We start from the raw sequence: 13,881 nt of genomic DNA on the forward strand, positions 1-13,881 counted from the left end.
GGACGCCGTCGAGGCCGGTGGCGACGCCGAAGACCTTTCCGGGCTCGATCGTGCCGTCGGGGATGTCGGGCATCAGGTGCTCGATGCAGGTGCGGGCCGGCGAGGGACCGCCGGCCAGGCGGATGCCGTGGCGGAAGAGGCCGGCTGATCCGATGAGGGCCTCCTCGTACTGCGTGGGCCGACCCGGCTGATGACCCGCCCGGCCGGACGGTGCCCAGGGCCTGGGGGTAGGCGGGCTCGGTGCCGACGGCCTCCACGACCACGTGTGCGCCATGGCCACCGGTGACCTCGCGGGCCGCTCGACAGCGGCCCTGACCTCCGAACCGGCTTCCTCGACGATGCCGGTGAACCCGCGGCCCATCCGGGCAGGACCGTCCTCCGGTTTCATCGAGGCCTACGGCCACAGGCGGGTGCCGCAGACGCAGGATGCGGTGATCCGGACGAGAGCGTCGGTCGGGTACTTGACGACGGAGTCGGGGACGCCTTCGACGCGGACGTCACCGGCACCCGGCACAAGAGCCGCTCGCATCGCTGACACCCCATGTCCCCAAAGGGGTGGTCCCGGCCGGTCGCCGGGGGCGTCGACGGCCTTGCGCCGGTGGCCGGGGATCAGCTGGCCTGGGCCGTCGGCATGATGAAGACCTGCGGGAGGTTGACCCTCAGCGGACGGGAGGCGATGAAGCCGACGATCTGCGCGATGTCGTCGGACCTGAGCCAGTCGACGGTGTCCTTCGAACCCTCCAGCCACGCATTGGCACCGGCGTCCGTGACATGGTCCTGGAGTTCCGTGCCCACGATCCCGGGCTCGATCGCGCAGACGCGCACCTTCTTGGGACCCAGCTCGACCCGGAGGTGTTTCGACAGGTGCGAGACGAACGCCTTGGTGCCGGCGTAGACGGCGAACGTCGGGTAGAGGTTCTGCGCGGCGCTCGACGAGGTGTTGATCAGGTCGGCCAGACCGCGTTCGCCGGCGGCCCGCACGAGCTGCGGTGTGAAGGCGCCGATGACGTTCATCAGCCCGGAGATGTTCAGGTCGATCTGGCGCTGCCACTGGTCGGCGCGCAGCTCCTCGACGGGCGCGGGCAGCATGACGCCGGCGTTGTTGAGGAGGAGGTCCGCGGCGCCCAGTTCGGCCTCCACGCGGTCGGCGGCGGCCTGGACCGCGGCGGCGTCGGTCACGTCGACGGCGATCGCCGCGGCGGTGCCGCCGTTCTTGGCGATCCGGGCGGCCAGCTCGTCGAGCCGGTCCGCGCGCCGCGCCAGCACGGCGACCTTCGCGCCCAGTGCCGCCAGGTGCTCGGCCGACGCCTCGCCGATACCACTGGAAGCGCCGGTGATGACCGCCACCCGGCCGTCCAACGGCTCGGTGGAGGCCGGTGCGGGAATCTCGGTGGTCATGAGGTGACACCTTCCGGTGGTTCGATGTGGGCCGCGATGTCCGTCGGGGCCCCTCTGGCATCAAGCACACCACCGTGCGACCGGCCCGGAAGGCTCGGAGATGGCCCTGCCCTGACAGGTACTGACGGGGCCACCCAGCGCGGAGGCGGACCGTATGAGCGACGGCCAGACTGGACGTATGGACCGCAACAGCGAGATCGCCGGCTTCCTCCGCACCAGGCGCGCGCGGATCACCCCCGAGGTGGCGGGGCTGCCGGCCGACGGACGATCCCGCCGCGTGCCGGGGCTGCGCCGTGAGGAGGCCGCACGCCTCGCGGGCGTCAGCACCGAGTACTACACCCGGCTCGAGCAGGGACGCGCCGCCCACCCCTCCCCCGAGGTCATCGACGCTCTGGCACGTGCGCTGCGCCTGGATGCCGCCGAGCACGAGTACCTCACCGATCTCCTGGCCCGCCCGGGCGGGCGGCGGGCACCGGTGAACCCGCAGCGGGTCCGTCAGGGGCTGCACCTGATGCTGCAGACCCTGGAACACGTACCCGCGTACATCATCGGACGGCGCACCGACGTCCTGGCTTCCAACCGCTTGGCCCGCGCCATCCTCACCGACTTCGAATCGCTGCCTGTCCTGCGCCGGAACCTCGCCCGCTACTACCTGCTCGACCCGCAGGCCCGCGAGCGCACCGTCGACTGGGAGCGCGTGGCGTGCGAAACGGTGGCCATGCTGCGCATGGAGGCGGGCCGCTGCCCGGGAGACCGCCGACTGGCCGACCTGATCGGCGAACTCACCCTCAATTCAACAGAGTTCAGCACGTGGTGGAACGACCATCGTGTGCTGCGCCGCACCCACGGTGCGATGGACTACCGGCATCCTCTCGTCGGCGACCTGCACTTCTCCTACGAGTCCATGCAACTCCCGGGCGACGAGAACCAGACGCTGTGCGTCCACATGCCCGAGCCGGGCTCCGCCACAGCCGAGTCCCTGCGCATCCTGAGCAGCTGGAACGCAACAGGGGCGGAACCCGACCACCGGCCGGCAGGCTCCGGCGCAGCGGCTGCTCCCGGAAAGTGACCGTCCGGCGCTACTGACCGCCGGCGGTCAGTCGCACCGACAGGTCCCAGAGCCTGCGGGCGTTGTCGGGGTCGACGGCGTGGGCGGCGACGCCTCGGCGCACGCCCGGTGCGTGGGGGCCGGCTTCCTGGCAGTCCTCGAAGTAGCGGCCCGTGACTCCCTCGACCAGGTCGGAGGCCGCCAGCAGCACCGACGTCGCGGCACCCTGGGCGATGTTCTTCTCGGTGACACCGGACGCGCCCGACGGGTCGAAGGAGGCAGGTGGCGTGTCCATGTGGCGGCCGAGGCCGGTCTCCCAGATGCGCCCCGGATTCAGCGCGTTGACGACGATGCCGTCGGCGGCCCAGCGCTTCGCCGCCTCCACGGCGAACAGGACGTTCGCCGTCTTGGACTGCGCGTACGCCAACCACGGGTCGTACGGCTCTCGGGTGAAGTCGAAGTCGTCGAAGCGGACCGGGCCGTTGACGTGCCCGACCGAGCTGACGACGACCACACGGGCGTCGCCGGCCGCCGTGAGAGCGTCGTGCAGGCCCACGGCTAGGGCGAAGTGGCCGAGGTGGTTGGTGGCGAACTGCAGCTCCCGGCCGGCAGGGGTGTGTCGCTCGGGTGTGGCCATGATCCCGGCGTTGTTCACCAGGATGTGGAGCGGTCCGCGCCACTCGGCGGCGAAGGCGGCGACCGATGCCGGATCGGCGAGGTCCAGGTGCCCGGCCCGCGTCAGGGGGTTGCCGGTCTCGGCAACGATGTCCTGTGCGATGTCGGTGGCAGCCTTCAGGGTCCGTCCCGCCACGGTCACCTCGGCGCCTGCCGAGGCCAGCGCGCGGGCGGTCTCCCGGCCCAGGCCGCCGGTGGCGCCGGTCACGACGGCCCGCCGGCCGGTGAGGTCCATGCCGGCGATGACATCTGCCGCGGTCGACTGTGCGCCGAAGGGTGTGGTGATCTGAGTCATGCGTTCTTCCCTGTTTCCGGTGGACGCAGCCCGGCGGGGCCGGTGTGCACCACTTCCATGAGAGTGGGCGGAGCCAGAACGCCCGCCCGGGATCGAGCCATAACCGGAGTCGGTTCCGCTTACGTGTCGACCATAAACGGAGCCGGTTCCGGTTGCAAGGAGGGGTGACGCAGCACTCACCACCCCGGCACGACGGGTCTTCCACCGCCCTCCGGTACCTGAGCGGCGAAGCTGCGGGCAGCTCCCTGCGCTGGACGACGTATCGGGATCGCTTCCACCCTGTTGCGGGCGAGTGCACCCTGAGCCTTGCGACCGACCGCCACGGTCACCTCGATCCGGAAGGCCGCCATCGGGGCGAGAGCGATGGGTGTCCGCCGCGCGACCTCAGCGGCCCGTGGTGGGCGGTTGGTGCCGGGCCGGCCCGGCTCGAGCGGATGGTTCGGGTACACCGGCCAGAACATCGGCACCGGCCCGCGCGGCGCTGCCACAGCACGCCGCACCAGGGCCGAGGAAACCTCCGACCGGGCAGGGGATCCGTCGGAACTTCGAAACCTTCCCCCTACCGGGCACCTGTGATCAGCCGGGCCTGGCCCGCAGAGGGGCCACGCTCCTGAACGGAAGTCCTGTCGCGTCATGACCGCGGTAACCGGGAGCCTCACCGATGAGAAGCATCCGGGGGCCGATGAGACTCATCAACTCCGGACAGCGCCGCGGGTTCCGTTCCCGCAGTCTGCCGGCGGTGTCACCGCCATACGGACACTGCGCGTCGTCCGCCCCGGTCAGGCCGTGCAACAGTGCCCAGAACCGGCGGATCCGCCCTTACCCTCGCGGCTCTCCCTCCAGCGCACGACCACCTCCGACCGCTGCCGGTGCGGGTAGGCGGAAGACGCGCGCACCGCCCGCCGCCAGCCGCCCACGGCTTCGCCGGACGGCTTGCCCGTGCCCTGCCGCTCCCGGGCAATGCCCTACACGGCGTCCCCCCACGTGCGCGCCTGCACTGCGGAGGCATTGTGAGATCGGTCGTCTGGAGCGGGCAGGTGGCGGCCCGACAGGCCATTGACGCGACCTGTTCGATGGCATTACGCGCCGGGGTGCCACTCGCCGTCGGCGGCGCCGGTGGTGAGCCGGAAGGCGGTTGCGGCCGGCTGCTCGGAATGCGCTGTCCCCGGCGCGGAGGACGCGGTACCGGAGGCCGGGACCGTGCAGGCGTCGACGACCGGCACGCCGGCTGCCGCATAGGCGATCACGGTGGGGCGGGAACCTGAGGACACGCTTGCTCCGGGGGACCCGGGGACCGTCATCGTGCTAGGGATGCCGCGTCGCCCATGACCACGACGGGGTGATCGGCGGGATCCAGCGTGCGCAGCAGCTCCTTCATGTGCGCCTTGGAGATGCTGACGCAGGCGTGTGTGGGGCCGCCGTGGTCGACGTGGATCCATATGCCCCCGCCCCGGTTCTCGCCCAGGGGCTTGGTGCCGTCCATCGGTGATGTACCGGGCAGGCGGTTGTAGTTGATGGCGATGACGTAGTCGAAGACTCCCTGGAGCGACTCGCCCTCCAGGCCGACGTCGTTGGTGTAGAAGGCGCCCGACTGGTGATACGGCAGTTCGCCGCCGGGGTCGGCGAGGAGGCCGCCGGCATCGGTGAGACCGAACACCCCTATGGGGCTGTGCAGGTCACCCGCGTGGTGTTCGTCGGTCCAGCCCTTGTAGCCGTTGTGCGCGGCCCACACCGCCCCGGGACGCCAGCCGCCGTCGACACGCTGCCAGAGAACGGCCTTCGCGGACGCCGAGGCCTTCCCCGCTCCCGTGACGAGAAGGACCTGCCGGGCGCTCGGCGGGACTTGCGCCGACGTCTTGGGGCCGAGTCCGGGTAGCCGGGCGGGGAACTCCGGCCGCGACTGGACCGTCTCCCGCGGTGTGGCGGGAGCGGACACCGAGAGCTCGGCCGCGGCGCCTCCGGCGGTGTCCTGGGCGACCGCGGCCCTGCCGGAGTCCGGGCCTGGGCTTTCATCAGGTAGGTACTGATACGCGGCGATACCCAGCGTGGAGGCGATGACCGCTGCGGTCACCGAGAGGGACGTTTTGGGCAGGTGCATGGGTACGGGCTTCCTCAAGAGGACGGGAACGAGCCGCAGGCTCTCGGCCGCGGCGTGGGTTCGGCAGCCGGACGGCCCGGCTGACTCGGCGCGGTGCGCACGGCGCTCCGGGCCGCCCGCGGCCGCGCCGAGACCGTGCATCGCGGGACAGGGGACCGGCCGGGGGCATGGCTGTGCCGCCGCAGATCAGCCGCGTCGCGCAGGCGGCCGGTCCGCGCGTCAGTGGTGCGGGATGCGCCGTGGGCGGGCCGGCCTGCCCACGGCGTACTCCTGTTAGCGCTGTTCGGTCCGGTTCCGGCTCAGCTGCGGGCGTTCTTCGGCACGGTGATCTGCTGCTCGCCCCAGCCCATCCGGGTCGTCGCCTCGTTGCTGACCGTCGTGCCGGCCTTGAGACCTGCCTTCTCGGCCCGGGCGGAGGGTTCGAGCAGCAGCGTCTGGTCGCTGAGCATCGAGCCGGTGGACGGGTCGACGACCAGCCGCTCCCTGGTGGTCCCGAGCGGTGTCGGGTAGGCGTCGGGGAACTCGACTCCGACACCTTCACGGCCCAGCGGGTCGGTGACGTGCCCGACCACCCGGACCCCGGGCAGGCCGGCCATCACACGGTAGGCCGCCGCCCGGACGCCGGGCTTCACGGGCATCGTGATGAGGTTGGCCGCCTGGCGCAGCATCCAGGAACTGCGGCCCGACGTGCCGCCGTCGGCGCCGTTGTCCTGTGCGTACAGCGCTTCCAGGTAACGGCGCAGTCCGGCGGTGGTGGCGGGCAGTGCGCGCAGGTCCTGGTAGGAGACGTTGTTCGGGCCCACGGCGTAGATCTTGTCGTCGACGCTCGTCCGCATGAGGGTCGGGTGCCCGGATCCGACGGTGTAGGCGATCTTGGCGGTACCGGACTTGATCCCGACCTCGGCCACCACCGTGTGGGGCGAGCCGGCGGCCTTCCAGCGATCCCTGTCCGCCGCCGTCATGGGCTCGGTCACGGAGTTCTCCCCGGAGACCAACAGGCTCTTCGTTCCGGGCCGCACGCCGACCGACCAGTGAGCGGTCCCTGTGCTGCTCACGGCGATGAGCTGCCCGTTCGCATCGGCGACGTCCACGTGCCGCGACTGCGTGGTGGTCTGCCAGTACGTCCCCTCGGCGGGCGACGATTCCGCGTGCGTGGCCGCGCTGAGCAGTTCGATGTGGCCGTCGACGCGGATGTCCGCCCCGGGGCCGGGCGTCTGCGACGGGGCCGACGATCGCGCCTGTGCGGCCGGCCGGTCGGCCGACCCCCGCCAGTCGATCGCGCCCACGGTCACCACCGCGCATGCCGCCACGGCGGTCAAGGCCACCGCGCCCAGCGGGCGGAAGCCGCTCCTGCGGCGCGTTTCGGCGTGGTTCGCCGCGTGGATGTCCGTCGACTCGGTGACGATGCGCGCGAAGTCCCGCCGCTGCCGCGCCGAGTCCGCCAGCAGGGCCGGATTCAGGTCGTCGGGCCGCGCCTCCGCGAGCACCTTGATGACGTCGGGCCGCTGGGACCGCTTGGTGGTGTTCTTCATGCGGGGGCTCCTTGGTGGTGGGTGGGAAACGCGGTCTCCGAGGAAGCCGCCGACGCCGCCTCTGATGCCTGCCCCGTCTCCAGGGCCTTTTCCAGACGGCGGCGGGCCCGGTACAGGCGGACGGTCAGCGTCGCGGTGGTGCAGCCCAGAACCCGGGCGGCCTCCTTGGCGCTCAGACCGTGCCAGGCGAGCAGTGTCAGCAGCTCCCGGTCGGCCTCCGGCAGGCTCGCGAGTGCCTGCAGCGCGATGTGCCGGTCGGTGACCACCGCCGCGATGTCACTGACGTGGGCCTCGGCCCCGCTGCTGATGCGCTGTGCTTCCTCGGTGGCGAGGAGGTACTGGTGCGCGTCCCGGCGGCGCAGTTCGCGCACCAGGTTGCGGGCCACGCCGAGCAGCCACGGCAGCGCCGGGTGAGGCATGTCGCGCATCCGCCGCCAGGCGACCGTGAACGTCTCACTGGTGATGTCCTCCCCCACCTCACGTCCGACCAGGCTCGTGGCATAGGCGAGGACACGCGGATAACACTCCTCGTAGACACCCCGAAAGCGCTCAACAGGTGTCACGCGCCCTCCCTTCGTCTCGGCTCTCTCACCAAGCAATGCGGGAAGCGGCCCGTTTCTTACACGGGAGAACGCCAAAACCCGGGGCTGTGACCTACGTCATGCCACCGGGCGATCTGCTGCCGTGTCCCGCGTCAGCGCTCGTGCACATCCGCGAGGTGTGACCAGGACCTGCCCGGTCGATCACGTGGCTGCCGCGTATCCGTGTCCGGCCCATGACAAAGACGGGCGGGTCCGCCACCACAGGGGTGGCGGACCCGCCGAAGAGGGCATCTGATGCCGATGACCGCTGCACCACCTCGACATCGGGTGTAACCGCAGGGACGTCGTTCCCTCCGTCCGGCGGCGCCTCAGAAGTGGTCGACGTCCACGACGGCCTGAGCGAAGGCGGTGGGTGCTTCCTGCGGGAGGTTGTGGCCTATACCGGTGAGAGTGCGGTGGGCGTACTTGCCGGAGAACCGGTCACGGTAGGAGGCGCCGTCGCCGGGGGCGGTGAAGGGATCGCGCTCCGGGTCGAGCGTGATGGTGGGCACGGTGATCACGGGGCGGGTGGCGAGGACCCTCTCGTAGCGGTCGTAGCGGCGCTCACCCTCCGCGAGACCCAGCCGCCAGCGGTAGTTGTGGATCACGATGGCCGCGTAGTCGGGGTTCTCGAACGCGGCGGCCGTTCGCTCGAAGGTGGCGTCGTCGAAGTCCCACGTCGGGGAGACGGTGTCCCACACGAGGCGGCACAGATCGTGCCGGTCGGTCTTGTCCTGCATGGCCAGTCGGCCACGCTCGGTGGCGAAGTAGTACTGGTACCACCAGGAGTACTCGGCCTTCGGCGCCAGCGGCTTCTGCTGCGCCGCGACGTTGGTGACGAGATATCCGCTCACGGACACCAGCCCCTGCACCCGCTCGGGCCACAGCGCCGCGATGACGTCCGCGGTGCGCGAGCCCCAGTCGAAACCGGCCAGCAGAGCCTTGTCGATCTTCAGGGCGTCCATCAGGGCGATGATGTCCAGGGCCACGGCCGACTGCTGCGCGTTACGGACCGTCCGCGAGGACAGGAACGTCGTCGTGCCGTGCCCCCGCAGGAACGGCACGATGACCCGGTAGCCCTGCGCGGCCAGCAGCGGAGCGACGTCGACGTAACTGTGGATGTCGTAGGGCCAGCCGTGCAGGCAGATGACGACCGGCCCGCGCCTCGGGCCGTCCTCGGCATAGCCGACGTCCAGCAGGCCCGCCCTGACCTGCTTCAGCCGGGCGAACGACGTGTGCGTACCCGATGTCACGGCAGGCACCGTCGGCGCCGGCGTACCACCCCGGCCATGGCGCCCGGGTGCCGCACTCGCGTCGAGCTGGAACCCCGCCATCGAAACCGCGGCCGCGCCGGTACCGATACCGAGGGCCTTGTTGAAGGTACGCCTGTCGATCATGGGAAAACCCTCCGTCATACGGATGCGGGGCACATGCGCCGGCCTGTCGGCGCTCTCAGCAGGCCCACGGGGGCGGGTGCTGCGGTGCGGGTGAGCGTGACTCTCTCACGACGTGCATCACCAGTCAAACAAGTGACGAGCACTCTCGTGCGCTACGTGACACATCACCCAACGGCCATCTCGACGCCGGGAAGCGGGAGGATGACGCCATGACATCCCCAGGCTCCACGATGCCCCATCTCCACCTTCATCAGGTACGGAAGACCTGCGATGCCGGGTTCGCCCCCGCCGGGGCGCCGGGCGGCCATGACCTTCCGCGAACATGTCCGCCCCGTCGAGCAGAGTTACATTCATCACTGGTCAAGTAAGTGATTCATAAAGTGTGCGACCACCGCGGACTCCGTCCACGGGCCAGTTCCCCGTCAGCCACCGCACTCGGGCAGGTCCACGTACCGCCCGCCGCCCGGGCGGTGTCGTCGAAAGTGACCTTGGTCGCGCCCCGGGTCACCGACGACGGGCCCACGGCGGTCACCTGACCGAAGGACACCGACTTCAGACGGAGACCGTGGGTGTGTCCGTGCAGGACCGAAATGGCGGTAGCCGGCACGTCGGTGTCGGCCGCCACGTCGCTCAACTGCCGCTCGGACCATCGGTCCAGGAACGATCGGGCGAACTTCGCCGCCCTGCCGTTCGACGGAGGCGTACTCAGTGCACTGACACTTCCGGCCACCGCCTCGTCGCGTACTACGCCGACCCCACCACCCCCGACCACGACGCCATGGTGCTCCTCGACATGCTCAGCACCTCGCAGGCCTCCCGCGCCGACGACCACAGCGCCGTCAAGGACGGCCCGGATCGGCCGGGGTTGAGCTGATCGGCGCAACCGGCCGCGACTCGCGCGCATCCTCCCGCACCGGCCGGCGCTGAACAGAGGCGATGTGAGTCACAGCACGAACTCACGTGTTCGGCCACTCATGACTATTACTTGACGCGTCAAGCACATATCATGTGGACTTCACCGGCACATTCCTGCCGCAGCGGGCGTGTCTCCACGCCATCGCTCCTCATACGAAGGATCAAGAAATGACCAAGATCGGAATCATCGTCGGCAGCACCAGGCCCGGCCGCAACGCCGAGGCCGTCGCCCGCTGGGTGTACGACATCGCCTCCCAGCGCACCGACGCGGAGTTCGAGATCGTCGACCTGCTGGACTACAAGCTGCCGCTTCTCGACGAGGCCTACCCGGCGTCCTTCGGAAACTACACCCAGCCGCACACCCAGGCCTGGGCCGCGAAGATCGCCTCCCTCGACGGCTTCGTCATCGTCACCGGCGAGTACAACCGCTCGGTGCCGGGGGCGCTCAAGAACGCCATCGACTTCATCTACGCCGAGTGGAACAACAAGGCCGTGGGCTTCGTCAGCTACGGCTCGGTCGGCGGCGCCCGGGCCGTCGAGCACCTCCGTGGCATCGCGGGCGAGATGCAGATGGCCGACGTGCGCGCTCACGTGGCCCTCTCCCTGTTCACCGACTTCGAGAACTTCACCGCCTTCAAGCCGGCCGACAACCAGCGCGACACGCTGGCGACGACCCTGGACCAGGTCGTGGCGTGGTCCAAGGCCCTGGCTCCGCTTCGCGCCAGCTGAACCGGGCCGGCACGCGGCCGGCCGGGGTCCGACCGACGGCGAGGGCAGCGTGATCGCCCTCGCCGTCGCGTGTCCGGACCTACTCAGTGAGGTGTACGGCCGATGCCGTACCGGCCGGCCGGGAGATCACCGTGTCCGCTCGGGTGCCGTACGGCTCACCGTGCGGGGGGCCGCGGGGGGTTCCTCGTCACGTATCTCCGCGAGGAGAACCGTGATGGCGCGCATGATGTCCTCGGTGGCTTCCTTGAGCACGTCCGGGGTGAGGGGCTTGCCGGCGTGCCGGCTCAGGTCGACGGGCGGTCCGGCGACCACGTGCACGGGCTGCCGAGGTATCAGCCGGACCCGCCGGTCGCCACGGCCGCCGCGCGCGTAGGGCGGCACGATCCGGTGGGCGCCCCACTGCGCAACCGGGATGACGGGCGCGCCCGTCGTCAACGCTATGCGTGCGGCACCTGTCTTGGCGGCCATCGGCCACATCTCCGGGTCCCTGGTGACGGTGCCCTCGGGGTAGACGGCCACGCACTCCCCCCTGTTCACGGCGTCCACCGCCGCCCGCAGCGCCGTCGCCGCGTCGGCGGTCCCTCGGTGGACCGGGATCTGCCCGGTCCTGCGCAGCATCATGCCGACGAAGGGGATGCGGAACAGGGAGGCCTTCGCCAGCAGCCGGGGCGGGCGTCCGCTGCTGTACTGGAAGTAGCCATAGGTGAGCGGGTCGAGATAGGAGATGTGGTTCACGGCGGTGACGAACCCGCCCTCGGCGGGCATGTGTTCGTGCCCGCGCCACCGGCGCCTGACGAGCACGAACAGCACCGGTCTCACGATGGCGGCCGCCAGGCGGTACCAGACGTCGTAGGGATTGTGATTCTTGCCCGGCACCCCGGGTCCTCCTTTGTGCTTGCGGCTGTCCTTGCGGCAGCCCTCGCGGCGCATTCCGGGCGCCTCCTCCCGGCGTCCTTCGGTGCGCGGCGATCCGGGTGGCCCCGGCAGGACGTCCCACCGGTCCGCGGCCGTTTCGCCGGTCAATATACTTGATTGTGCAATATTTGGGAGAGTGCGTGAGGGGTCCTGGTGCTCTCCTGCACGGCACGGCCTGCCGACCGGACGATCACCCGCACGGACTGGGCGCGCGATGATCGCTTCGACAGCCAGGAGACCTCTGCACCGACATCAAGCCCGGTCACATCCGCTGTGACTCCGGACGGGTCCCCCGCCGCCGCGGGAAGCTCACGAGCAGCCGTGGCGGCCGCACTGCTGGACACGTTCGTCATGACCATCGACGCTCTGATCGTCCACGTCGCTCTCCCGGCCGTCGGTCGTGGGCTCGGCGGCGTGAGCGGTCTGCAGTGGGCGGTGGACGGTGACACCCTGCTGTTCGCCGCGCTGTTGCTGTCGGCCGGATCGGTGGCCGACAAGGTCGGAGCACGCCGGGCGTTCGGCGCGGGGCTGGCCGTGTTCATCGCCGTGTCTGCGCTCTGTGGCCTGAGGCCGGGTCTCGCGGTGCTGGTCTCCGCCCGGCTGATCCAGGGGGCGGGAGCCACGGTGATCGTGCCGGCCTCGCTGGCACTGACCGGGACGCGTTCCGCCGGACCCGGGCGGTCTCGGTCTGGGCGATGGCCGGTTCGTCGGGGGCGGCCGCCGGTCCGGTGGCGGGCGGGCTGCTCAGCCAGGTGAGCTGGCGGATGATCTTTTTCGTCAACATTCCGGTGGGGCTGGCGGCGCTGGCGCTGCCCGCCCGCACGGTCCCTGTCCCCGTCGTGCGGTGCCCTTCGGCTGGGCCGGCAATTTCGCGGCCGTGGTCGCGACGGGTGCCCTGACCTACGGTGCCGTCGAGGCCGGTGCCACCGGTTTCGACAGCGCGCGCGTGCCCGCCGCTTTCGTCTTGGCCGCGCCGGCGGGGGAGCGTCGTGGCGCAGACTCCCGGCGCGCACCCCATGGTGCCGCCCACGTCGCTGCGCTCGCGCACCATGAGCGTGGCCGCCACCGCGGGCTTCGCCGTCAACTCAGCCTTCTACGGCATGATCTTCCTGTTCGGTCTCCACCTGCAGCGGGACCGGGGGCTGTCCTCTCTGGCCGCAGGCCTGGCCTTCGTACCCATGACCGTGCTGACGGCGTTCATCAGCCGGGTTTCGGCATGGCTCGCGGTGCGGTCCGGGCCGCGTGTCCCCATCGTCACCGGGCTGCTCGTCATGTCGACGGGGCTGCTGGTGCTGGCTCTTGGCCCGGCCACCCTGCCCGTGTGGGCGCTGGAGGCACCGGTGGTTCCGGTCGGCGGCGGGGGCTCGCTCACCCTGCCCTCGGTGACCGCCGTGCCGCTCGACCGGGTCCCGGCCGACCGTGCGGGCACGGCGAGCGGTGTGCTGAACACCTCCCGGCAACTGGGCGGCGCCCTGGCCATCGCCGCCTTCGGTGCCCTGGTCACGCACGCGAGCAGCTTCTACGAGGGATTGCGGACCAGCCTCCTGACGGCCGCCTTCCTCGTCCTGGTGGCTGCCGCGCTCAGCCTGTCGCCGGGGGCGGCCGACCGCGGCCGGGGGACGGCCGGCCGGTGAGACGGCCGTATCGGAGCCCTATGCGGCTGCTCGGTCCTGCCAGGCCTGTTCGAGCGCCCGGGTGAACGTCTCCGACGACTGCGCACCGTTCACGCCGTACCGCCGGTTCAGCACGAAGAAGGGCACCCCGGTGACGCCCAGGTCGGCCGCCGCCCGCTCGTCGGCCCGGACGTCCTCGGCGAACGCGGCCGGATCGTCGAGCACCGCGCGCGCCTCTTCCTCGTCCAGGCCGGCCTCCACCGCGAGACCGAGCTGCGTCCGCCGGTCGTACACCGAGCGCTCTTCCGCGAAGTTCGCCTTGAAGGCGAGATCCAGCAACTCGGCCTGCAGGCCCTTGGACTTGGCGAAATGTATGAGCCGGTGCAGGTCGAAGGTGTTCCCGAAGACACGCCCGCCGATCCGGAAACCGAGGCCCACCGCGTGTGCCATGGCCGCGGCCTGCTGCTCCCTCTCGACCTGCTGCTCACGGGTGCGCCCGTACTGTGCCGCGACCGCGTCGATGATCGGCACACTGCCGTTCTCCGCCCGGGGATTCAGTTCGAACGACCGGTGGACGACCTCCACCTGCTCCCGGTGGGGGAAGGCCGCGAGGCCTTCGTCGAAGCGAGCCTTGGCGACGTAACACCAGGGGCAGGCGATGTCGGCCCAGATCTCCACGCGCATG

The 13,881-nt window shown here is 70.8% G+C and carries 13 protein-coding genes and 1 pseudogene; 4 read left to right on the forward strand and 10 right to left on the reverse strand.

Annotation, left to right across the window (positions count from 1 at the left end):
• Nucleotides 1–394: 394 nt before the first annotated feature.
• The gene (locus tag ACFXI4_RS05800) at nucleotides 395–529 is read right to left on the reverse strand and encodes a hypothetical protein (RefSeq protein ID WP_384988451.1); all 135 of its coding nucleotides are present in this window, start codon (nucleotides 527–529) and stop codon (nucleotides 395–397) included.
• An 80-nt stretch (nucleotides 530–609) separates the two neighbouring features.
• On the reverse strand, nucleotides 610–1,398 hold the full coding sequence (locus ACFXI4_RS05805; protein ID WP_384988453.1) for an SDR family oxidoreductase: 789 nt from the start codon (nucleotides 1,396–1,398) through the stop codon (nucleotides 610–612).
• A gap of 178 nt (nucleotides 1,399–1,576) precedes the next feature.
• Here ACFXI4_RS05805 and ACFXI4_RS05810 point away from each other — a divergent pair, with 178 nt between their 5' ends.
• A complete protein-coding gene (locus ACFXI4_RS05810; RefSeq protein ID WP_384988454.1) occupies nucleotides 1,577–2,467 on the forward strand; it encodes a helix-turn-helix transcriptional regulator in 891 nt (296 codons plus the stop codon).
• 10 nt (nucleotides 2,468–2,477) lie between these two features.
• Here ACFXI4_RS05810 and ACFXI4_RS05815 read toward each other — a convergent pair whose 3' ends face one another.
• The 6 genes from ACFXI4_RS05815 to ACFXI4_RS05840 form a co-directional block, all read right to left on the reverse strand.
• Nucleotides 2,478–3,416: an SDR family NAD(P)-dependent oxidoreductase gene (locus ACFXI4_RS05815; RefSeq protein WP_384988455.1), complete on the reverse strand. Its 939-nt coding sequence runs from the start codon at nucleotides 3,414–3,416 to the stop codon at nucleotides 2,478–2,480.
• Between the two features lie 1,079 nt (nucleotides 3,417–4,495).
• On the reverse strand, nucleotides 4,496–4,687 hold the full coding sequence (locus ACFXI4_RS05820) for a hypothetical protein (RefSeq protein WP_384988456.1): 192 nt from the start codon (nucleotides 4,685–4,687) through the stop codon (nucleotides 4,496–4,498).
• Nucleotides 4,688–4,713: 26 nt separating this feature from the next.
• On the reverse strand, nucleotides 4,714–5,514 hold the full coding sequence (locus tag ACFXI4_RS05825) for a L,D-transpeptidase family protein (protein ID WP_384988458.1): 801 nt from the start codon (nucleotides 5,512–5,514) through the stop codon (nucleotides 4,714–4,716).
• A gap of 299 nt (nucleotides 5,515–5,813) precedes the next feature.
• Entirely contained in the window at nucleotides 5,814–7,046 is a 1,233-nt protein-coding gene (locus ACFXI4_RS05830; protein WP_384988459.1) for a CU044_5270 family protein, read from the reverse strand.
• Entirely contained in the window at nucleotides 7,043–7,609 is a 567-nt protein-coding gene (locus ACFXI4_RS05835; protein WP_384988461.1) for an RNA polymerase sigma factor, read from the reverse strand. Before ACFXI4_RS05835 ends, ACFXI4_RS05830 begins: the two co-directional genes overlap by 4 nt.
• 347 nt (nucleotides 7,610–7,956) lie before the next feature.
• Complete coding sequence (locus ACFXI4_RS05840) at nucleotides 7,957–9,024, reverse strand: alpha/beta fold hydrolase (RefSeq protein WP_384988462.1); 1,068 nt, start codon at nucleotides 9,022–9,024, stop codon at nucleotides 7,957–7,959.
• A gap of 571 nt (nucleotides 9,025–9,595) precedes the next feature.
• Between ACFXI4_RS05840 and ACFXI4_RS05845 the strand changes: the two genes are divergently transcribed.
• Together ACFXI4_RS05845 and ACFXI4_RS05850 are read left to right on the forward strand one after the other, a co-directional pair.
• Nucleotides 9,596–9,898: a hypothetical protein gene (locus tag ACFXI4_RS05845; protein ID WP_384988463.1), complete on the forward strand. Its 303-nt coding sequence runs from the start codon at nucleotides 9,596–9,598 to the stop codon at nucleotides 9,896–9,898.
• A 209-nt stretch (nucleotides 9,899–10,107) separates the two neighbouring features.
• Nucleotides 10,108–10,668: an NADPH-dependent FMN reductase gene (locus tag ACFXI4_RS05850; protein ID WP_384988465.1), complete on the forward strand. Its 561-nt coding sequence runs from the start codon at nucleotides 10,108–10,110 to the stop codon at nucleotides 10,666–10,668.
• A 126-nt stretch (nucleotides 10,669–10,794) separates the two neighbouring features.
• Here ACFXI4_RS05850 and ACFXI4_RS05855 read toward each other — a convergent pair whose 3' ends face one another.
• Nucleotides 10,795–11,544, reverse strand: a complete 750-nt coding sequence (locus ACFXI4_RS05855; protein WP_384988466.1) for a lysophospholipid acyltransferase family protein — start codon at nucleotides 11,542–11,544, stop codon at nucleotides 10,795–10,797.
• A gap of 390 nt (nucleotides 11,545–11,934) precedes the next feature.
• Between ACFXI4_RS05855 and ACFXI4_RS05860 the strand changes: the two are divergent.
• Nucleotides 11,935–13,217: pseudogene (locus ACFXI4_RS05860) on the forward strand (MFS transporter).
• Nucleotides 13,218–13,235: 18 nt separating this feature from the next.
• Here ACFXI4_RS05860 and ACFXI4_RS05865 read toward each other — a convergent pair.
• Entirely contained in the window at nucleotides 13,236–13,880 is a 645-nt protein-coding gene (locus ACFXI4_RS05865; protein ID WP_384988468.1) for a DsbA family oxidoreductase, read from the reverse strand.
• Nucleotide 13,881: the final 1 nt, after the last annotated feature.

Origin of the sequence: Streptomyces sp. NPDC059224 (assembly GCF_042754285.1) — a bacterium.
Classification (GTDB): domain Bacteria; phylum Actinomycetota; class Actinomycetes; order Streptomycetales; family Streptomycetaceae; genus Streptomyces.